A 19,758-nucleotide genomic window follows, 5' to 3' on the forward strand; every position below is an offset into this window, starting at 1 on the left:
CGGAAGGTCCTGGATCATGGTGTACCTCCCTGATCGGTGACCATCACCGCTCGCGGCGCCAGCATTGCGCCGGGGCCGGCGACGGCGCGGACGTCGACGGGCCGGTCGGTGCGGTTGATGAGGAAGCGGTGCGGGCCGCGCACGGCCAGCTCGACGGCGCCGCGCAGGTCGGGCGGCAGCTCGCTGGTCACGCCGGCCCGGGCGGCCAGTTCGGCGAGGACGGGGGTCAGGCCGGCGGCGCCGAGGCGGGTGGAGACGTAGGCGGCCGAGCCACCGCCGGCGGACCGGCGCGTGACAGCCGCGCGGCCGGCCTGCTCGCCGGTCTTGTACCGGGCCAGGACCTCGGTCGCCGGGTCGGTGACGTCGATGCGGTCGGTCCACAGCGTGCCGGTGGCGCCGTTGTCGAGCTCGGCCCGTTGGCCGTCCAGCAGCGGCGCGAACTCCTCGATGCGGATGCCGAGCAGCTCGCGCAGCGCGCCGGGGTAGCCGCCCAGCCACACGTGTTCGTGCTCGTCGACGATGCCGGAGAAGTACGTGGTGACGAGGTGGCCGCCGGCGGCCACGTAGCCGGAGAGCCGTTCGGCGAGGGCGGACGGCACGACGTACAGGATCGGGGCGATCAGGAGCTCGTAGCCCTCCCACACGCCGCCGGCGGGCACGACGTCGGCGCGGATGCCGAGCTCGAGGAAGGCCGAGTACCAGTCGAGGGCCTCCTGCCGGTAGCGCAGCCGGTCGGTGGGGTGCGAGTCCTGCTCCGACGCCCACCACGAGTCCCAGTCGAAGACGATCGCCGCGCGGGCCGGGGTGCGGGGCGTGCCGGCCACGGCGGCGAGGCCGCGCAGGGTCGCGCCGAGCTCGACGACGGCGCGGAAGACGGCGCTGTCCTCGCCGGCGTGGGGGATCATCGCGGAGTGGTACTTCTCGGCGCCGCCCGCCGACTGCCGCCACTGGAAGAAGCACACCGCGTCGGCGCCGTGCGCCACGTGGGTGAGCGAGTCGCGGGCCATCTCGCCGGGGGCCTTGGCCACGTTCACCGGCTGCCAGTTGACCGCGCTGGTGGAGTGCTCCATGAGGTACCACGGACGGCCCCCGGCTAGGTTGCCGACCAGGTTGGCGGAGAAGGACAGCTCGTCGCTGCCCTGCGGGCCGGGCTCGACGTAGTGGTCGTTGGCCAGGAAGTCCAGCTCCACGGCCCAGCCGGCATAGTCCACGCCCCGGGTCTCGCCCATGAGCAGGAAGTTGGTCGTGACCGGTACCTCGGGTGTCGCCTCCCGCAGCACGTCGCGCTCGGCGCGCAGGTGTGCCAGCAGCGCGTCGGACGAGAAGCGCTTGAAGTCCAGCTGCTGCGTGGGGTTGGGGTGCGAGGCGGCCAGCCGCGGCGGCAGCAGCTGCTGCCAGTCGCTGTACTGCTGCGACCAGAACGTCGTCGCCCACGCCCGGTTGAGCTCCTCGAGCGTGCCGTAGCGCTCCCGCAGCCACACCCGGAACGCCGCGGCGGCGTCGTCGGAGTAGTCGTACGCGTTGTGGCACCCGAGCTCGTTGTTCACGTGCCAGGCCGCCAGCGCCGGGTGCTCGCCGTAGCGGGCGGCCAGGGCCCGGACCAGGCGCAGCGCGTGCTCGCGGAACACCGGCGACGTCGCCCGCCAGTGCTGGCGCGCGCCGGGCCACACGGTTCGCCCGTCCCGGTCCACCGGCAGGATCTCCGGGTGCGCGGCGGTCAGCCACGGCGGCGGCGAGGCCGTCGCCGTGGCCAGGTCCACCGCGATGTCGTGCGCGTGCAGCAGGTCCATCACCTCGTCGAGCCACGCGAAGTCCCACGCGTCGGCGCTCGGCTGCAGCCGGGCCCACGAGAAGATCGCGAGCGACACGATGTTGACCCCGGCCGTCCGCATCGCCCGCACGTCGTCGCGCCAGACGTGGCGCGGCCACTGTTCGGGGTTGTAGTCGGCGCCGAACGCGAGCCGCGGGCGGTGCGGGTCCGTCGGCCAGCGCAGCCATCGATGCACGAGGTTACTCCCGGTAATGGTTACGTGAACATTTACTTGACGGTGAAGCCCTGGTCCTTGCCGTACTTCAGCGACGCGTCCTGCCAGGCCTTGAGCGCGTCCTGCAGCGGGGTGGCGCTGACGTACGCCTTGCCGGCCGTGTCGCCGTAGATGCTGTTGGCGTACACCTGGAACGGCAGGTACGACCAGCCGGTCGCGACCTGGGTGGCGGCGTCGGCGAGCACCTGGTTGACCTTCTGCCCGCCGAAGTACGACAGCTCCTTGTCCCGGAACGCGGGCGTGTTGAGCTGCGCGATCGTCGCCGGGAACGCGCCGTTGTCGGCGCGGGACTGTGCGCCGGCGTCGACGGTGGCGTACTTCGTGAACGCCCACGCGAGGTTCTTGTTGCCGCCCGCGGTGGGCAGGGCCAGGGAGCTGCCGCCGTTCTCCGCGGTGACCTTGCCGCCGGCCTCCCACTGCGGCATCGGCGCCACGCGCCACTTGCCGTCGGCGGCCTTGACGCCGGACTCGAGGTTGGCGGGCATCCAGGCGCCGATGACCAGCGAGGCGATCGTGCCGTCGCCGAGGCCCTTGTACCAGCCGTCGCTCCAGCCGTTCACCGGCGACAGCAGCTTGCCGTCGATGAGCTTCTGCCACAGCGCCGTGAACTTCTTCGTCCCGGCGTCGGTGAAGTCGATGCCGACCGTGGTGCCGTCGACCTTGTAGGGGCGGCCGCCGGCCTGCCAGATCATGCTCGTGGTGAAGCCCGCGTCGCCGGTGTCGCTCGTGATGTACACCTTGGGATCCGCGGCATGCAGCTTCTGTGCGGCGGCGTAGAAGTCGTCCCAGGTCGCCGGGACCGCGACGCCGTGCTTGTCGAAGACCTCCTTGTTGTAGAACAGCGCCATCGGGCCGGAGTCCATCGGCAGGCCGTAGAGCGCGCCGCCGGCGTGCACCGCGTTCCACGGCCCCGGGGTGAAGGTGCCGTCGAGCTTGGCGGAGCCGAAGCCGCCGAGGTCGGTGAGCGACTTGGCGAGCGCGAACTGCGGCAGCGCGTAGTACTCGATCTGCGCGACGTCGGGCACGCCGCTGCCGGCCTTGATGGCGTTCTGCAGCGCGGTGTACTGCTTGTCGCCGGTGCCGGCGTTGACGAGGTTGACCTTCACCTTCGGGTACTTCGCCTGGAAGTCGGTGACGACCTGCTTGAGCGTGGGCTCCCAGGCCCACACGGTGATGGTGCCGCCGGCGTCGAGCGCGGCCTGGATGTCGGCGTCGGAGCCCTTGGGTGCCCCGCCGCCTCCGCCGGACGCGGCGTCGTCGGAGCCGCACCCGGCGGCGAGGAGCAGGGCGGAGGAGGCGGCGCCGAGCAGGAGCGAGCGGCGACTGATGGCCGTCATCGGGGTGTTCCCTTCGGTGGGGAGTGTCGTTCGTCGGGGGGTGTCATTCCTTGACGCTTCCGGCGGTGAGTCCGGACCGCCAGTACCGCTGCAGCAGCAGGAACGCGGCGATCAGCGGCACGATCGTGAGCAGCGAACCGGTGATCACGAGGTTGAACACGACGTCGCCGCCCGCGGTGATGGCCTGCTGGTTCCAGGTCGACAGGCCGAGCGTCAGCGGGTACCAGTCGGGGTCCTTGAGCATGATCAGCGGCAGGAAGTAGTTGTTCCAGGTGGCGACGACGTTGAACAGCAGCACGGTCACGGTGCCGGGGCCGAGCAGCGGCAGCGCGACCGAGAAGAACGTGCGCGCCTCGCTCGCGCCGTCGACGCGCGCCGACTCGAGCAGCTCGTCGGGGACGGCGTCGCGGGCGAAGGTCCACATGAGATACAGCCCGAACGGCGACACTAGCGACGGCACGATGATCGCCCACGGCGTGTTCGCGAGGCCGAGCTGCGAGAACATCAGGAAGGTCGGTACCGCGAGCGCCGTGCCCGGCACCGCGACGGCCCCGATGACGACGGCGAAGACGCCGCCGCGCCCCGGGAAGTCGAACTTCGCCAGCCCGTAGCCGGCCAGCGCCGCGAGCAGCGTGGCGCCGCCGGCGCCGGCGACGACGTACAGCAGGGTGTTGAGCAGCCAGCGCCCGAAGATCCCGTGGTCGTAGGCGAACGTGTCGGCGATGTTGCCGCCCAGGTGGAAGTCCCCGGCGAACCACAGCCCGAACGAGTCGAACAGCCCTTCCTGCGTCTTGGTCGCGTTGACGACCAGCCACACCAAGGGCAGCAGGGCGTAGACCAGCACGAGGCCGGTGAGCGCGGTCAGCGTGACGCTGCGGCGGGCGCGCACGTCAGGCCGCCCGGCGCAGGCCGCGCAGCTGCACCGCGTACGCGACGATCATCGTCAGGACCCCCATGATGATCGCCACCGTGGCGGCGTAGTTGTACTGCTGCCCGGAGAAGGACAGCGAGTACGCGTACAGGTTGGGCGTGAAGTACGTCGTGATCGCGTTGGGCGCCAGGGTCTTGACGATGCTCGGCTCGTTGAACAGCTGAAAGCTGCCGATGATCGAGAAGATCGTGGCGATGAGCAGCGGCGCGCGCAGCGCCGGCAGCTTGATGGCTCGGATGATGCGCAACTGCCCGGCACCGTCGATGGCGGCGGCCTCGTACAGCGCCGGGTTCACCACGCGCAGCGCGGAGTAGAGGATCAGCATGTTGTACCCCACGAACTCCCACGTCACGACGTTGCCGATGGCGGCGAGCACGTACTTGGGGCTGAGCGGATCGGGCAGCGTCACCCCGAGCCGGTCCTGCAGGTTGCCGACGAGCCCGAAGCGGGTCCCGTACATGAACCCCCACATGAGCGTGGCGACGACGGCCGGCACCGCGTAGGGCAGGAAGACGGAGATGCGGAAGAACCCGGCGCCGTAGAGCCGCCCGCTGTCGATGGCCAGCGCCAGCAGCAGCGCCACGAACAGCATGATCGGCACCTGCACGGCGAGGAACAGCGCGACCCGCCCGAACGCCGACCAGAACTGCGCGTCGCTCAGCGCGTCGGTGTAGTTCTGCGCGCCGACGAAGGCCGTCCCGCCGATGAGCCGGGTGCGGAACAGGCTGAGATAGATCGAGTACCCGATCGGCGCCAGGAACACGAGCGCGAACACGGCCATGAACGGCCCGACGAACCGCCAGCCACCCCACGACCTCCTTCGACGTGCCACCCGCACCCCTCCCTTGTTTACGTAAACATCGACCACCTGGGCGTGGCGATGTTTACGTAAACATGTGTTGCGGTATCGTGGCACTCCTCACCAAGGCCGTCAAGGAGCGACGATGGATCTGGACGCCCGAACGGCCCACCGCGGCGGCTCCGGCGTGCCGGGCGACCGCCGCAAGCAGCGCGTCTCGATGGCCGACGTCGCGCGCCTGGCCGGCGTGTCGTCCCAGACCGTCTCACGCGTCTCCAACGGCCACCCCGGCGTGGTGGAGTCGACCCGCCACCAGGTGCTGTCCGCGATGCGCGAACTCGGGTACCGCCCGAACAGCGCCGCGCGCGCCTTGCGCTACGGCCAGTTCAACACCATCGGCGTGATCCTCTTCGGCCTGTCGTCGACGGGCAACAGCCGCACCGTGGAGGCCATCGCCACGCAGGCCGCGGCGGAGGGCTACGCGATCACCCTGATCCCGGTCGGCGTCCCGACGCAGGACAACGTGCTCGGCGCCTTCACGCGCATGGGCGAGCTGGCCGTCGACGGCGTCGTGGTGATCATCGAGGTCCACCTGCTGGACGCCAGCACCGTGGCCCTGCCGCCGGGCGTGCACGTCATCGTCGTGGACTCCGACGCCGGCGACCGCTACCCGGTCGTCGACACCGACCAGGCCGACGGCGCCCGCCAGGCCGTCCGCCACCTGCTGTCCCTCGGCCACGACACGGTCTTTCACGTGGCCGGCCCCGCGGAGTCCTACGCCGCCGAGCGCCGGGCGGCCGCCTGGCGCGAGATCCTGGAGGCCGCCGGCCGCCCGGTCCCGCCGATCGAGCGCGGCGACTGGTCGGCCGAGTCCGGCTACCACGCGGGCCTGCGCCTGGCCGCCGACCCCGGCTGCACCGCCGTCTTCGCCGCCAACGACCAGATGGCCCTGGGCGTGCTGCGCGCCTTGCACGAGCGCGGCCGCCCGGTGCCGGCCGAGGTCAGCGTCGTCGGCTTCGACGACATCCCGGACGCCGGCTCCTACCTCCCCCCGTTGACCACGGTCCACCAGGACTTCGCCGAGGTCGGCCGCCGGTGCGTGCAGGCGCTGCTCGCGCAGATCCGCGACGAGCCCGCCGGCCCCGGCACCGACCTCGTCCCGACCCGCCTGGTCGTGCGAGGCAGCACCGCCTCGGCCCCGGCCCGGCGCCGTACCGCCGTCAGGTAGCGGGCGTGTAGACGCCGGCGTGCGCGGCTGCCGCGGCCGCTTCGGCGGCCCGGTCCGCGGCGGCCTCGTCGATGGGGTCTCCGCTGACGAGCATGCGGTAGTAGAGGGGCGCCGAGACGGCGCGGATGACCTCGGCGGCGTCCGTGCCCGGGGGCAGTTCCGCCCGGCGCACGGCCTGCTCCACGCAGGGAGCCCACTCGGCGATGCGGATGGCGTAGAAGCGGTGCAGGGCCTCCGCGGCACGGGGGTCGCAGGTCGCGGCGACGATGACCGCCCGGAACAGTGCACCCTGGCGCGGATCGACCAGGGTGCGCTGCACGAGCCGCGCATTGGCACGCAGGTCCCCGATCAGCGATCCGGTGTCGGCTCGCGGCAGCGACTGCTCCGCCATGTCCGTCAGCAGGTCGGCGACGAGTCCGGCGACCGTGCCCCAGCGGCGGTAGACCGTTGTCTTGCCCACCTCGGCGCGGCGCGCCACGTCGGCGAGGTCGAGATGGTCGAAGCCGTGCTCGACGAGCGCGTCACCGGCGGCTCGGAGCACGGCGGCGCGGACCCGGGCGGTCCGCCCCCCGGGCCGGATCGCACCAACGGCCATAACGGGTCTCCAGTTCCCTTAATTGCGGATGGGTGCTAGCGTAGTCCATGTCTTAACGGAACCAGAGAACCTTTAACGAGAGGCTGTCATCGTGGAGTACCGACGACTCGGGGCATCCGGACTCACCGTGCCCGCGCTCAGCTTCGGCGCCGGCACCTTCGGCGGCTCCGGACCGCTGTTCGGCGCCTGGGGCAACACGGACGCCCGCGAGGCAAGACGCCTCGTGGACATCTGTCTGGAGGCCGGGATCACCATGTTCGACACCGCGGACGTGTACTCCGACGGCGCGTCCGAAGAGGTACTGGGCCAGGCGATCAAGGGCCGGCGCGACGCCGTCCTGATCTCGACCAAGAGCGGCCTGCCGACCGGCGACGGACCGAACGACGCGGGAACCTCACGCTCCCGGCTCATCCGATCGGTCGACGCGGCGCTGCGCCGGCTCGGCACCGACTACATCGATCTGTACCAGCTGCATGCCTTCGACGCCGCGACGCCCGTCGAAGAGGTCGTTTCGACCCTCGACGACCTGGTACGGGACGGGAAGCTCCGCTACCTCGGCGTCTCCAACTTCGCCGGCTGGCAGCTCATGAAGTCCCTCACCGCCGCCGACCGGGACCACCGCAGCCGGTACGTGGCACACCAGGTCTACTACTCCCTGATCGGCCGGGACTACGAGTGGGAGCTGCTACCCCTGGGCCTCGACCAGGGCGTCGGAGCCGTGGTGTGGAGCCCGCTCGGCTGGGGACGCCTCACCGGCAAGATCCGCCGCGGCACACCGCCACCGCCCACGAGCCGGCTGCACGCGACCGCCGCCTACGGCCCGCCGGTCGACGACGAGCACCTGTTCCGCGTCGTGGACGTGCTCGAGGAACTGTCCCGCGAGACCGGCCGAGCGGTTCCGCAGATCGCGGTCAACTGGCTGCTCCAACGACCCACCGTGGCCACCGTCATCATCGGCGCCCGCAACGAGGAACAGTTGCGGCAGAACGTCGAGGCTGTCGGCTGGTCACTCACACCCGAACAGACGGCCCGGCTCGACGCTGCGAGCACCCGTACCGCGCCCTACCCGTACTTCCCGTACCAGCGACAGGAAGGCTTCGCCAGACTCAACCCTTCGCCGGTCGCGATTCCCGCCTGAGCGACGTTTGTGCGGCGGCCGGCGACGGCACCCGGCTCGACATCGGTGCTACGTGTAATCGTGGCTGGGGCGCTCGCTGCAATCTGTTACGGCACTGATCAGGTTGAATGACCACCATGACAGTCCCGGAGCGCTACGGTGAATCGGTCCTGAGCCCCAACTGGCACGCAGAACTAGAGCGGCTCATCGCGATGGCGGAGGTCGCCGACCGCACGACCACGCGGACCCTGCACGAACTCGGCCTTCGCCCTGACTGGCAGTGCCTGGAAGTCGGCGCAGGCGCCGGCACAGTGGCGACATGGCTGGCGGGACAGGTTCCGGACGGCAGCGTCCTCGCGACCGACATCGACACGCGATGGCTCGAACCCGCCGCCGCACCCAACCTGCGGGTCTCGAAGCACGACATCGTCCTCGACCCCCTGCCCGTATCGACGTTCGACCTCATCCACGCCAGGTTCGTACTGGAACATCTGCCCGAACGGGACACCGTCATCGCCAAGCTGTGCCGATCGTTGCGTCCCGGCGGCCTGCTGGTGATCGAGTCCATCGCCAGCTTCCCCATCGCCTCCTGCGCCACACCGGCCTTCCGCGACGCCATGCATGCCATCGAATCAACGCTGGCCGCGACCATCGGCACCGACGCCGCATGGCCGCGCGCCTTCCCCGCGCCCTTGCAGCAACATGGGCTCGCGCAGGTCTCAGCCTCGGTGCATATCCCGGCAACCGGTGGCAGGAACGCCTCGGCTCGCTGCTGGTCCCACACCCTCACCCAACTACGCCCACGAATCGCTGAACACACGCCCCAGGCGCTGCCCGCGGTCGACGAGGCACTACGCCTCCTGGACCTCCCGGACTTCTTCGACCTCGCCTTCGCAACAGCCATCTGTTGGGGCCGCAACATCAAGACTCAATAGCCCCGACATGGGGCAGTCGAAGCCCGCAGCAGCCGAGCAGGCCGCACTGCCATCGGCAAAGTCCTGCGGTCTGCCCGCTCGACCGTCCCGCGGGGTGATGCCCGTTTAGTGGTCGCGCGGGGTGGTATGGACGTGATCAGGACGTCTTCCAAATCCGCCAGAGTGGAGCAGTCTCGTGACAGAACCTGCGCCCCGCATCGACTTCGCCAACCTTCCCGTGCCCGCCGAGGGCATGCTAATGACGTTGTTCATCACTGTCCGCAATGTAGCGCGGTCCCGCGATTTCTACTCGCGCATTCTGGGCGGCACCGTCGTGCTGGATGAGAACCCGTGCATCGTCAGGCTGTCCAATTCTTGGATCATCATGAACCCTGGCGGGCCACCCACTCCCGACAAGCCTGGCATTTCGGTGGTCGACTACCAGCCCGACAACACCACCTCGATCTTCCTGAACTTGCGGGTCGCTGACATCCAGGCCTGCTACGAGGAGTGGAGGGCGAACGGCGCAGAGTTCGTGACACCGCCGATCGATCGCGGAGCTGAGATCCGCTGCTACATGCGGGACCCGGACGGATACCTCATCGAGGTCGGCCAGTCCACTGGGCTGCGGCAGGGCGAGCTTGCCGCAAAGCGCCCCGAGGATCTCCCGGGCTGAGTCGGCGCGGTCGCCCTCTCCGTGCTCCACCTAGCTGCATGGTGCCATAGCCGAGCCGGCTGACCGGCAGGCTGCCACGGATCAGGTACCAGGGCCATTGCAAAGTCGTCAGGCAGCGCCTTGACCAGCTGAGACGCGATAGCCGGCCCTTCTTACGGATCGCTGCGGCCTTGGCGTCGACCCTGCCAGGCTTGGTTCACAGGATGTCGGCGTGTGGCAGGTACGGTGCGAGCGGGCCGGTGTTGCCCTGGCGGCATAGCGGCCCCATCGGCGCAAGCCTCAGCCCCGCGCGGTGCGCCACGTCGATCGCCCGCTGCTGGTCGGCACGTAGGATTTCCACTGTCACGGCATGTTCACCGCTCTCCGCGAACCCGGCCCGCTGGTAGCACCGCATCGCCTGCGGATCCAGCGAAGAGTGCAGCAGACGGCCGCGCGCGTCGGGGCCGTAGCGCAACGCCGCTTCGAGCAGCCGCCGGCCGATGCCGCGGCCCTGCTGGCCCGGCCGGACGTGCAGTTCGCGTCGACGCTCTTCGCGACCGCCTCGCGCTGGTCGGCGGTGCAGCGGGCGAGGGGCTTGACGGCGGTAGCGGAGTCCGCGGCCCAGGTGGGTAGCGGCAAGCGCAACGCCACGTTTCGTTGGGCCGGACGGCGTGAAGCTGCACTCAGGGTGCCGATTCTTTCGGGACCTTGATTTCCGGCTTAAGGTTCCCGTGCTGACCTTCCCTGAGCAGCCCGAACGGCGCGACGCTGTGTGCTGCTAGCGCACGTGATCGGTGTTCGTGGAGGATGTTCAGTGGCAAGGTCGAAGCACGTACGGTCCCGCCGGTTGACGGCGATCACGGTGTTGACGTGCGCGCTGCTCGCCGGTGGGGCACTGACCGCGCCGTTCGCCTCCGCGTCGGTCAGGGGCGACGACGGGTCCGGCGCCGGCCTCGTCCAGCGGTGGTTCTCCTGGTACAGCGGCCGATCGGGCCATGCGTCCCAGCCCGCCGCCGAGCCGGCATCCTTGCCGACGTCGTGGCCGACCGCATGGCCGGCCCAGCCGGGCGTGAGCGGCATCGGTACGGCACCCAGCATCGCCGCGACATCGGCGGCGCCCACGGCACCGGCTACCGGGGCCCCGGCCCGCGGCGGCAACTGCGCTGATGTGGAGGTCGTGTTCGCGCGGGGCACCGGTGACCTTCCCGGCCTCGGTGTGCTGGGCACCCCGCTCGTCAGCGCGATCCGCTCCGCGCTGCCCGGCCGCACCGTGAACGCGTACGGCGTGAACTACGCCGCCGACGCGTCGCAGGCCAGCGCCGGGCCCGGCGCCACGGACATGAGCCGGCACGTGCGCACCGTCGCGGCGGCGTGCCCGGGCACCAGGTTCGTGATCGGGGGGTACTCCCAGGGCGCGACCGTCACCGACATCGCGATCGGCATCCCTTTCGGTGCATCCGCCGGCGAGGCGATCCCGGCCGGACTCGCTGCGCGGGTGGCGGCCGTAGTCGTCTTCGGCAACCCGCTCGGCATCATGCACCAGACCATCAGCCAGCGCAGCCCGGTCTACGGGCCCAAGACCAGGGAGTTCTGCAGCCTCGGCGACCCGATCTGCGGCAACGGCGCCAACTCGGCGGCCCACCTGCAGTACATGACCGACGGCTCGGTCCAGCAGGCCGCCCAGTTCGTGGCCGGCAAGGTCACCGGTGCCTGACTTGACGTGGCCGCCGACGGGCCGGGATTGCGTGCCGGGCACGGCTTTGGCAGCGCCGCGATTGGGCAGGGTAGCGGTGCCAGTCGTGTGAGTGACCACCCCGGGAGAAGACGCCGTGGCGGATCGGGAACGTTTCAGCCTGCGAAACCTGTATCTGTATCTGGTCTGCCTGATCACGTTGGTGATCTCGATCTTCGCGGTGGTGAACGTCGTCCGCAATGCGGTCGAGTTGTTCTACCCCGACCCCGCGTACTACGCCCAGGTGCCCACGAAGGAGCCGACGACAGGTGCCGAGGAACAGCAGCGCCTCCAGCGGGCACTGCGGGATTCGCAGCACCGCCAGTCCGTCCTCGGCTTGATCAGCTCCGGCGCGCTGCTGCTGATCGCCGGTCCCGTCTATGGGTACCACTGGCGGCGCATCCAGGCGGAACTGCCGTCGCGGCCGGCATCGCCGGAGGAGTCGCGACCATCGGCGTAAGAAGCTGCCCGGTCCTCGACGGGTGGGCCGCCGAGGACCGCAGCAAGAAGAAGAAAGTCAGCCGATGCGGGCGTTGATGAGGTCGGCCAGTTCCTCCGTGGCGCGGTGGCAGGCCTTCGAGTAGCGGGTGAACTGTGGGAAGCCGTGCGTCAGGTCCGGGTTGTGGACGTACGTGATGTTGTTGCCGGCGGCGGCCAGTTTGCGGGCATACGCGTGGCCGACGTCGCGCAGCGGGTCGAAGCCGTTCGTCACCAGGATGGTGTCGGGCAGGTCCGCGTGTGACGACGCGTTCATCGGCGTGACGTAGGGGTCGCGGCCGTCGTCGGTGTTGTTCAGGAGGTTGCGGACCATCTCGTAGATGCCGTTCGTCTCCAGGTACAGGCCGCTGCGGTTCTCGCTGCCCGCCAAGGTGTCGCCGGGGAAGGCGGCCTCCGGGAACAGCGGGACCTGCACGGCGAGCTCGGGGCCGCCCTTGTCGCGCAGCTTGAGGGCGATCACGCAGGTCATGTTGCCGCCGGCCGAGTCGCCGCCCAGCCCGATCTTCGTCGGGTCCACGCCCTGGTCGGCCGCGTTGTCGAAGAGCCAGCGCACGACGTACTCGATCTCGTCGATCTGGGTCGGGTACTTCGCCTCCGGGGCCAGCTGGTAGTCGACCACGTACGTGGCGATGCCGGCGCGCTCGGAGATGATGCGCATCGCGGTCTCGAACTCGTCCAGGGTGCCGTAGGTGAAGCCGCCGCCGTGGATGTAGACCAGCGCGCCGAGCGGCGTGCTCGCGGGGCGGGTCGGGGTGTGGCGGCGGACCGTGAGGGAGCCGTGCGGGCCGGGGAGGACCAGGGTCTCCACGGCGCCGATCTGGGGCCAGGGGCCCTCGCCGAGCATGGCGTGGTCGCGGCGGCCCTGCGCGATCGGCACGTCGGCGCCGAGCGTCGGGCCCTTCGGCAGCCAGGCGGCGAGCTCCGGGTCGAGCTTGCCCCGGCCGACGGTCTGCGGGATGGTGTTGCGGTCGTACACCGGCATGACGCCTCCAAGATCCTCGACGAAATCAGCAGATGCCCTGGCGGGCGCGCGTATCCGCCCGCCGCGAATGAAAAGGGGGTGACGGGCGCGCGGGTAGCTTCGGGAGGCGTGATGCCGTCCGAGTTTGACCGGCGGTACGCCGCCGAGGTCCTCGAACCGTACCGGCGCACGGCTCGGTACGCGGGGGAGACGCCGACGATGCCGATGATCGACCTCGCGCTGAGCAAGGAAGGGGCGCTGCTGCCGCACCTGTGGGGGTTGCTGTACGACGGGTGGCGGCCCGAGCCCGTGCTGGCCGGCGCCACGGTGTTCGCGCAGGCGTACGAGCATCGCGGGCCGGACAACCGGCGCAAGCGCATCCTCATGTCGGCGATGACGCCCGACCTGTACGACCGGTGGTACCGCGCGAAGGTCGAGGCGTATCTCGACGGCGAGACGGACTACGACGACCTGTTCTGGGACCTGCACCTCGGGGCGAAGGCAACGGCCGAGGTGCGGGAGTTCGGCGCGGCGTTCGACCTGGTGCTCGCCCACGCGTCGCCCGACGAGCCCGGGGTGCGCGACGCCTACGCGACCGCACACGAGCGGCTCGGCGAAGTGCAGGCCTGGATCGGCGGGCGACTGCGGGAACTGCTCGACGGCAGGACGCCGGCGCCGGAGGCGACGTTCGCGCACTACTGGGCGCGCAACGGCGGGCTCGGCGGCGCGGCCGCGGACTTCGGGCCGGGCGACGTCGCCGTCGAGTGCCTCCACGACCGCATCGCGATGGCGCAGTGGCCCGTCGCCGCGCGCCAGATCGAGGCGCGGCTGGACGGCGACGACGCGGTGCGGGGCTGGTTCGAGCGCACGATGGCCGAGGCGCCCGACCGGCGCGACGGCGGGCCGTTCACGCCACTGGACCGCTTCGTCATGGAGCTGCTGCGGACCGCTCCGCCCAACCCGGGCAGCCTCTCGACGCTGGTCGCCCGCAAGGCGCCGGCCGAAGACCCGGTGGCGTTCGCGGTCACCGACCACCTGGCGGCGAACACCGACCCGCGGCACTGGGCGCGGCCCGAGCCGTTCGACCCCGAGCGGTACAGCACGGCGCCGACCTCGGCCGACGACGGGCGCTCGGCGCGGGCGGGGCTGGCACGGTGCCCGTTCGAGCCGCAGCCCTACCCGGTGCCGGACGGGCGGCCGGTGACCCTGACCAACAGCGTGTTCGGCGCCGTGTACCCGGTCGGCGCCCCCGTCTGCGACAGCGCCGGCTACGCGCCGTTCGGGTTCGGGTACCGCCGCTGCCCGGCCGAGCACCTCACCGTGGCGTTCCTGAAGGACGTCCTGCGCCGCAGATGGGCCGCATAGACTCAACTGCGGCCCGCAGCGTGAAAGTTGGTTTCAGAAGGCCGACAGGCGGGAGATCTCGTCGCAGGCGGCCAGCACGACCGGCTTGAGCTCGCGCACGATGCGTTGCGTCGACCAGTCCCGGGCCGGCACGGCCAGGTTGACGCCCGCGACCACGCCCCCGCCGGCGCCCGTGATCGGGCCGGCCACCGAGCGCAGCCCGTGCGCCAGCTCCTCGTCCTGCATCGCCCAGCCCTGCTCCCGGATCTGCGCCAGCTCGCCGCGCAGCTCGTCGAGGGAGACCTTCGCGTTGGGGCCGTGCTGCGCCGGGAACGACGCCTCGGTGATGCGGGCGGCCAGGTCGTCCTCGTCGAGGTGGGCCAGCAGCAGCTTGCCGATCGAGGTGTGCACGGCCGGCAGCGTCGAGCCGACCTGGATGTTGGCGGTGACCAGGTCGGAGTTGCGCAGCCGGACCAGGTACAGCACCCGGTCGCCGTTGAGCACGGCCAGGTTGACCGTCTCGCCCGTCGCCTCGGCGAGGCGCTGCAGCCGCGGCGTGGCCAGGGCGACCAGGTCGAGGCTGCGCAGCGCGGCGCCGCCCAGCGTCAGGGTGCGCACGCCGGGGCGGTACTCGCCGCCGGGCAGGTGGTCCAGGTAGCCCTCGGCGGTGAGGGTCATGACCACGCGGTACACCGTCGGCATCGGCAGGCCCGCGGCCGTGGCCAGGTCGGTGACCCGCCACGTGGGGCGCTGCTCGGTGAACAGGCTGAGGATGCGCAGGCCCTTGGCGAGGGCCTCCACCCGGTACTCCGGCTTGTCGGCCGGCGCCTCGGCCGTCTCGCTCTGCCTCGTGCGTGGCATCCGGTCACCTACCCGCGAAATCGAAAGAAGCAACGACGCGCCAGCCTACGGCCACGGCGCGAGCGGGGCCTGGACACTCCCCAGCCGCTGGACTACCGTATCGGATAGTCACTTTCATGATGTGAGAATAGCAGGCGGTGGGCATATGCGGGACTGGCTAGCGCTGCACGATCGGCCGGCACTCGTCGTCGGGGCCGGCGGCCTCGGTGGCGCCAGTGCCGTCAGCCTCGCCGCACAGGGCGCCCGCGTCGCGCTCGTCGACGTAGACGAGCGCCGGCTCGAGGCGGTGGTCAGGGCGGCGAAGGAGGCCGGCGGTGAAGGCACTGTCGAGCCGATCGCGTGCGACATCCGCTCCGCCGAGCGCTGCCGGGCCGTCGTGGACGAGGCCGTCCGCCTGGTCGGCACCCCGCAGGTGTTCCTGCACGCGGTCGGGCGCAACGTGCGCCGGCCGGTGCTCGACCTCGGCGACGCCGACTGGGCCGACCTGCTGGAGCTCAACCTCTCCACCGCGTACTGGCTGGGCCAGCAGGTCGGGCGGCTCATGGTCGCCGCCGGCTACGGCCGGATGGTCTTCGTCTCCTCGGTCTCGGGCCTGCTCGCACACGCCGACCACGCGCCCTACGCGGCGACCAAGGGCGGGCTCAACCAGCTGGTGCGGGTCATGGCCCGGGAGTGGGCGGCCAGCGGGGTCACCGTGAACGCGGTCGCGCCCGGCTACATCGAGACCGACCTGACCAAGGACCACCTGGACCGCAACGGCAACCGGGAGACCCTTGCCGGCCTCGTCCCGGCGCGCCGCCTCGGCGTGCCCGAGGAGGTCGCCGACGCGGTCACCTTCCTCGCCTCCGACCGCGCCGGGTTCATCACCGGGCAGGTTCTCTACGTGGACGGCGGGCGCGTGCTCGTCTGAGAACGACCGATCAAGCAAAGGACAATGACGTGCCTCTGTCTCCAGTTCCGATTCCCCGCCGCTTCGAGGGCCGCAGCGTCGTCGTCACCGGCGCCGGCACCGGCTTCGGCGCCGAGATCGCCGTGCGCGCCGCGCAGGAGGGCGCCCGGGTCGTGGGGGTGCACTACCGCGCCTCGAAGGCCGGCGCCGAGCGCACCGCCGAGCGGGTCCGTGCCGAGGGTGCCGATGTGGTACTGCTGCAGGCCGACATCGCCGAATGGCCAAAGGTCGCCGGGCTCGCCGAGGAGGCCTTCGAGCGGCTGCAGGGCGTCGACGTCGTCGTGAACAACGTCGGGGACGTCGCCCGCGAGCAGATGTCGTGGCGGGACATCACCGAGGAGTCCGTCGACCACGTGCTCGCCGTCGACATCAAGGGCACCATGGCCTGCGTCCACGAGTTCGGCAAGCGGATGCTCGAGCAGGGCCACGGCAGCATCGTCAACATCGGCTCCACCGTCATCGTGCGCGGCAGCGCGCGGGCGCCGCAGTACGCCGCGGCGAAGTACGGGCTGCTCGGCCTCACCAAGTCCTACGCGCACGCGTTCGCGCCCACCGTGCGGGTCAACGTGTTCGCGCCCGGGTTCATCGAGACCGAGGCGACGCTCGGCCGCGAGGACTGGAAGTCCGGCCGCGGCGACCAGCTGCGCCGGATGACCCCGATGGGCCGCATCCCCGGCCCCGCGGAGCTCGCCGGCACGGCGCTGTTCCTCGCCACTGACGACGCCGCGCACATGACCGGCTCGTACATGGTGGCCGACGGCGGGTACAACATGGTCGGCGCCTGATGGGCGCCCACCCGCGCGACCTGGCCCTGGCCGAGGCCCGGCGGCTCGCCGGCCGGGCCGTGGACAAGGCCGAGCAGCTGGGCCTGCGCGGCGCGGTCGCCGTCGTCGGCGCGAGCGGCGCGATCGTCACCGCCTCGCGCATGGACCGCGGCGGGCCGGGCGGCATGGCCCGGGCGCGCTCCAAGGCCTGGATCTCGGCGACCCAGCAGATCCCCAGCGCCGAGCACCTCGCCCGGATGACCACGCTGCCGGCCCCGATCTCGGCCGGCTTCGTCGCCGCCTCCCCGGAGGCGCTGTTCCCGGGCGCCGGCGGCATGCCGGTGCGCGACGCCGCCGGCGCGGTCGTCGCCGGCATCGCCGCCTCCGGCGCCACCGTCAGCCCTTTCCTGCCCGACGGCGTGCCGCCGGAAGCGCTCAGCGCCGCCGGCGAGCCGGCCAACCCCGAGGACCTGCTCATCGCCTACGCCCTCGGCGTGCCCTACGCGGGGCAGCACGGCGACGACATCGCCCGCTGGCGGGTGCGCTTCGGCGAGCTGCTCGTGCGGGCCGAGGACGCCCTCGGCACGCGCCCGGCCCCGCCGGCCGCCGCGCAGCCCGAGCTGTACTGGGCCGTCGGGCTCGCCGACCGGGTCATCGCCGCCGCGGCGGAGGCCGGGCTGTCGGTCGCCGTCGCCGTCGTCGACGCCGGGGGAGACCCGATCCAGCTCGACCGCATGGACGGCGCGCCGGCCGCGAGCGCCGACGTCGCCGAGGCCACCGCCCGTGCCGCGGCCCGCTTCGGCGTGCCCAGCGAGCGGCTCGCCGAGTGGTACGGGGCCGCCGCCGCCCGCCTGCACCACGCCCCGGTCCTCGCGGTCCCCGGCGGCCTGCCCGTGCTGGCGGACGGCCGGGTCGTCGCCGGCCTCGGCGTCGGCGGCGCCGAGCCACGCTGCTGCCTCGAGCTGGCCCACGCGGCACTGGGCCCATGAGCGGCCAGGTGCGGGTCGCGGTCCTTGGGTGCGGCGCGATCGGCAGTCTGTATGCCGCCCACCTCGCCCGCCTGCCCGGCGTCGAGGTGTGGGCCGTCGACCCGTGGCGCGAGCACGTCGACGCCGTCAACGAGCACGGTCTACGGGTCACGGGCCGGGCGGATTTCGTCGCCCCGGTACGAGCCCTGCCCGACGCCGGCGGGCTGCCGCCGTGCGAGCTGGGCATCGTGGCGACGAAGGCGGCACACACCGCCGACGCCGTCGCGGCGGCCCGGGCGGCGCTCGGCGACGCCGGCGTGGTCAGCCTGCAGAACGGCCTCGGCAACGAGGAGGTCGTCGCCGGGGTGCTGCCGAGGGTCATGCGCGGCACCATCGTCACCGCCGGCACCGTCACGGAGCCGGGCGTGGTGCGCTACGACGCGCCCGGCGACTCCTGGATCGGCCCGTTCGAGCCGGCGCCGGCCCGCGCCGGGGAGATCGCGCTGCTCGCCAGGTTGTTGACCGACGGCGGCCTCGTCACGCACGCCGTCGCCGACGCCCGCGGGCCGCAGTGGACGAAAGTCGTGTTCAACGCGGCCACCAGCCCCCTGGCCGCGCTCACCGGGCTCACCGTCGGGCAGGTCTGCACCGACGCCGGCCTGCGCGAGCAGGTCGACCGGCTCGTCGCCGAGGCCCTCGCGGTCTGCGCCGCGGCCGGCATCGCGCTCACCCGCGACCCGGGCGAGAGCGTCGCCGAGGCGATCCGGGAGGCGTACCACCACAAACCCTCCATGCTGCAGGACGTCCGCGCCCGCCGCCCCACCGAGATCGGCGTGCTCAACGGCGGCATCGCGGCCGAAGGGCGCCGGGCCGGCGTGCCCACGCCCGCACACGACGCCATGGTCGCGCTGGTCCGCGGCCTGGAACGGTCCTGGACCGGCAGCTAGGCCGACCGCACGGCCCATGGACATCCGGACACCGGTCGCCTATGTTCGACAGCAAGCGGAAAACAACTTTCATCATACGAAAGTGATCCCCTCTAACACCCCCTTTGCCTAGAGGAGTCCGTCCCATGAACCCTTCCCGGTGGCGCCGCGGGCGCGCCGTCCTCCCCATCGCCCTCGCCCTGCTCGCCGCGGCCGCCTGCAGCAAGGGCACCGCCACCCCGGCCGCCGGCGGTGGCGGCGGCGCCCTGCCCAAGACGCTGGTGTTCTCCCCGCTGTCCCTCGCGCCGCCGGCGCTGAAGGGCCTCTCCGAGGGCGTCAAGGGCTACGCCTCGTCGAAGGGCTGGGAGGTCATCGTCCAAGACCCCAACTTCGACGCCACCAAGCAGACCCAGCAGCTCAACGAGGTGATCAGCTCCGGGCGCGCCGGCGCGGCCTGGATCATCGCCGTCGCACCGAAGTCGATGGGGCAGATCCTCAAGACCGCACAGGCCAAGGGCGTGCCGGTGCTCGTCAACGGCCAGCCCGGCGAGTACGGCTACTCCGGGCCCCAGCCCGGCATCACCTTCGACTACATCGACTACACCGCCGGCGGCAAGGCCCTCGGCGAGCAGCTCGGCAAATGCATGAACGAGAAGCTCGGCGGCAAGGGCAAGGTCCTCTTCGCCGTCAGCACCGAGGGCCAGGCCGGCAAGGCCGAGTTCGAGAAGGCGGCGCTGGACGCGCTGAAGGCCACCGCGCCGGGCGCGACCCTCGTGCAGAACGTCATCGCCGCCGACCGCACCAAGGCGCAGACCGACATCGGCAACGCCCTGCAGGGCAACCCCGACCTCGCCGCCGTCATGGGCGCCAACGACGAGGGCGCCCTCGGCGCGCTCGGCGCCTTCTCCGCCGCCGGCAAGCCGCTCACCTGCGTCACCGACTTCGGCGGCAACGACGAGGTGCTCAAGGACGTCACCGACGGCAAGATCTACGCCTCGGTCGCCCTGCAGTTCCAGGCCGACATGACCCAGTCGTTCGACACCCTCGTGAAGATGCAGGCCGACCCGAAGGCGAACGGTGAGGTCCTCATCGTTCCCCAGAAGGTCGTCACGAAGAACGGATGAGTGGAAGGCC

Annotated in this window: 21 protein-coding genes; 13 read left to right on the top strand and 8 right to left on the bottom strand. The window is 71.6% G+C overall.

The window, feature by feature from the left end:
- Nucleotides 1–14 precede the first annotated feature (14 nt).
- The 4 genes from ABD901_RS05765 to ABD901_RS05780 are packed head-to-tail and all read right to left on the bottom strand — an operon-like array spanning nucleotide 15 to nucleotide 5,145.
- Entirely contained in the window at nucleotides 15–2,006 is a 1,992-nt protein-coding gene (locus tag ABD901_RS05765; protein ID WP_345122004.1) for a beta-galactosidase, read from the bottom strand.
- 32 nt (nucleotides 2,007–2,038) lie between these two features.
- Entirely contained in the window at nucleotides 2,039–3,382 is a 1,344-nt protein-coding gene (locus ABD901_RS05770) for an ABC transporter substrate-binding protein (RefSeq protein WP_345122006.1), read from the bottom strand.
- 43 nt (nucleotides 3,383–3,425) lie between these two features.
- Nucleotides 3,426–4,271, bottom strand: coding sequence for a carbohydrate ABC transporter permease (locus ABD901_RS05775; RefSeq protein WP_345122008.1), 846 nt, complete (start codon nucleotides 4,269–4,271; stop codon nucleotides 3,426–3,428).
- Nucleotide 4,272: 1 nt separating this feature from the next.
- The gene (locus ABD901_RS05780; protein ID WP_345122010.1) at nucleotides 4,273–5,145 is read right to left on the bottom strand and encodes a carbohydrate ABC transporter permease; all 873 of its coding nucleotides are present in this window, start codon (nucleotides 5,143–5,145) and stop codon (nucleotides 4,273–4,275) included.
- A 112-nt stretch (nucleotides 5,146–5,257) separates the two neighbouring features.
- On the opposite strand from ABD901_RS05780, the gene ABD901_RS05785 reads away from it, so the two are divergent.
- A complete protein-coding gene (locus ABD901_RS05785) occupies nucleotides 5,258–6,340 on the top strand; it encodes a LacI family DNA-binding transcriptional regulator (protein ID WP_345122013.1) in 1,083 nt (360 codons plus the stop codon).
- Here the strand turns inward: ABD901_RS05785 and ABD901_RS05790 are convergent.
- Nucleotides 6,333–6,935, bottom strand: coding sequence for a TetR/AcrR family transcriptional regulator (locus tag ABD901_RS05790; RefSeq protein ID WP_345122015.1), 603 nt, complete (start codon nucleotides 6,933–6,935; stop codon nucleotides 6,333–6,335). The two genes, ABD901_RS05785 and ABD901_RS05790, sit on opposite strands and share 8 nt — an antisense overlap.
- Nucleotides 6,936–7,026: 91 nt before the next feature.
- Here ABD901_RS05790 and ABD901_RS05795 point away from each other — a divergent pair, with 91 nt between their 5' ends.
- The 3 genes from ABD901_RS05795 to ABD901_RS05805 all read left to right on the top strand — a co-directional run bounded on the left by ABD901_RS05795 (nucleotide 7,027) and on the right by ABD901_RS05805 (nucleotide 9,642).
- Nucleotides 7,027–8,073 (top strand): aldo/keto reductase, encoded by a 1,047-nt coding sequence (locus tag ABD901_RS05795; RefSeq protein ID WP_345122017.1) that lies wholly within the window; start codon nucleotides 7,027–7,029, stop codon nucleotides 8,071–8,073.
- Nucleotides 8,074–8,189: 116 nt separating this feature from the next.
- Entirely contained in the window at nucleotides 8,190–8,987 is a 798-nt protein-coding gene (locus ABD901_RS05800; protein WP_345122019.1) for a class I SAM-dependent methyltransferase, read from the top strand.
- Nucleotides 8,988–9,162: 175 nt separating this feature from the next.
- Nucleotides 9,163–9,642: a VOC family protein gene (locus ABD901_RS05805; RefSeq protein WP_345122021.1), complete on the top strand. Its 480-nt coding sequence runs from the start codon at nucleotides 9,163–9,165 to the stop codon at nucleotides 9,640–9,642.
- A 196-nt stretch (nucleotides 9,643–9,838) separates the two neighbouring features.
- Here ABD901_RS05805 and ABD901_RS58970 read toward each other — a convergent pair whose 3' ends face one another.
- On the bottom strand, nucleotides 9,839–10,111 hold the full coding sequence (locus ABD901_RS58970; RefSeq protein WP_380139452.1) for a hypothetical protein: 273 nt from the start codon (nucleotides 10,109–10,111) through the stop codon (nucleotides 9,839–9,841).
- On the opposite strand from ABD901_RS58970, the gene ABD901_RS05815 reads away from it, so the two are divergent.
- The 3 genes from ABD901_RS05815 (at nucleotide 9,992) to ABD901_RS05825 (ending at nucleotide 11,813) form a co-directional block, all read left to right on the top strand.
- Nucleotides 9,992–10,333 carry a hypothetical protein gene (locus ABD901_RS05815; protein WP_345122025.1) on the top strand — a complete coding sequence of 114 codons (342 nt, stop codon included), beginning with the start codon at nucleotides 9,992–9,994 and terminating at the stop codon, nucleotides 10,331–10,333. The two genes, ABD901_RS58970 and ABD901_RS05815, sit on opposite strands and share 120 nt — an antisense overlap.
- A gap of 135 nt (nucleotides 10,334–10,468) precedes the next feature.
- Entirely contained in the window at nucleotides 10,469–11,335 is an 867-nt protein-coding gene (locus ABD901_RS05820; RefSeq protein ID WP_345122027.1) for a cutinase family protein, read from the top strand.
- 115 nt (nucleotides 11,336–11,450) lie between these two features.
- On the top strand, nucleotides 11,451–11,813 hold the full coding sequence (locus tag ABD901_RS05825; protein ID WP_345122029.1) for a hypothetical protein: 363 nt from the start codon (nucleotides 11,451–11,453) through the stop codon (nucleotides 11,811–11,813).
- Between the two features lie 57 nt (nucleotides 11,814–11,870).
- On the opposite strand, the gene ABD901_RS05830 is transcribed toward ABD901_RS05825, so the two are convergent.
- Nucleotides 11,871–12,833 carry an alpha/beta hydrolase gene (locus ABD901_RS05830; RefSeq protein ID WP_345122031.1) on the bottom strand — a complete coding sequence of 321 codons (963 nt, stop codon included), beginning with the start codon at nucleotides 12,831–12,833 and terminating at the stop codon, nucleotides 11,871–11,873.
- A gap of 111 nt (nucleotides 12,834–12,944) precedes the next feature.
- Here ABD901_RS05830 and ABD901_RS05835 point away from each other — a divergent pair, with 111 nt between their 5' ends.
- A complete protein-coding gene (locus ABD901_RS05835; RefSeq protein WP_345122033.1) occupies nucleotides 12,945–14,177 on the top strand; it encodes a cytochrome P450 family protein in 1,233 nt (410 codons plus the stop codon).
- 33 nt (nucleotides 14,178–14,210) lie between these two features.
- On the opposite strand, the gene ABD901_RS05840 is transcribed toward ABD901_RS05835, so the two are convergent.
- A complete protein-coding gene (locus ABD901_RS05840; RefSeq protein ID WP_345122035.1) occupies nucleotides 14,211–15,017 on the bottom strand; it encodes an IclR family transcriptional regulator in 807 nt (268 codons plus the stop codon).
- Nucleotides 15,018–15,162: 145 nt separating this feature from the next.
- On the opposite strand from ABD901_RS05840, the gene ABD901_RS05845 reads away from it, so the two are divergent.
- The 5 genes from ABD901_RS05845 to ABD901_RS05865 all read left to right on the top strand — a co-directional run bounded on the left by ABD901_RS05845 (nucleotide 15,163) and on the right by ABD901_RS05865 (nucleotide 19,748).
- Entirely contained in the window at nucleotides 15,163–15,927 is a 765-nt protein-coding gene (locus ABD901_RS05845) for an SDR family NAD(P)-dependent oxidoreductase (protein WP_345122037.1), read from the top strand.
- Nucleotides 15,928–15,956: 29 nt separating this feature from the next.
- Nucleotides 15,957–16,751: an SDR family NAD(P)-dependent oxidoreductase gene (locus tag ABD901_RS05850; RefSeq protein ID WP_345122039.1), complete on the top strand. Its 795-nt coding sequence runs from the start codon at nucleotides 15,957–15,959 to the stop codon at nucleotides 16,749–16,751.
- The gene (locus tag ABD901_RS05855) at nucleotides 16,751–17,719 is read left to right on the top strand and encodes a GlcG/HbpS family heme-binding protein (protein ID WP_345122041.1); all 969 of its coding nucleotides are present in this window, start codon (nucleotides 16,751–16,753) and stop codon (nucleotides 17,717–17,719) included. Before ABD901_RS05850 ends, ABD901_RS05855 begins: the two co-directional genes overlap by 1 nt.
- On the top strand, nucleotides 17,716–18,645 hold the full coding sequence (locus ABD901_RS05860; protein WP_345122044.1) for a ketopantoate reductase family protein: 930 nt from the start codon (nucleotides 17,716–17,718) through the stop codon (nucleotides 18,643–18,645). The genes ABD901_RS05855 and ABD901_RS05860 overlap by 4 nt, the downstream gene beginning before the upstream one ends.
- A 125-nt stretch (nucleotides 18,646–18,770) precedes the next feature.
- Complete coding sequence (locus tag ABD901_RS05865; RefSeq protein ID WP_345122046.1) at nucleotides 18,771–19,748, top strand: sugar ABC transporter substrate-binding protein; 978 nt, start codon at nucleotides 18,771–18,773, stop codon at nucleotides 19,746–19,748.
- The last annotated feature ends 10 nt before the right edge of the window (nucleotides 19,749–19,758 follow it).

Origin of the sequence: Dactylosporangium darangshiense (assembly GCF_039537565.1) — a bacterium.
In the GTDB taxonomy this organism is placed as follows: Bacteria; Actinomycetota; Actinomycetes; order Mycobacteriales; family Micromonosporaceae; genus Dactylosporangium; species Dactylosporangium darangshiense.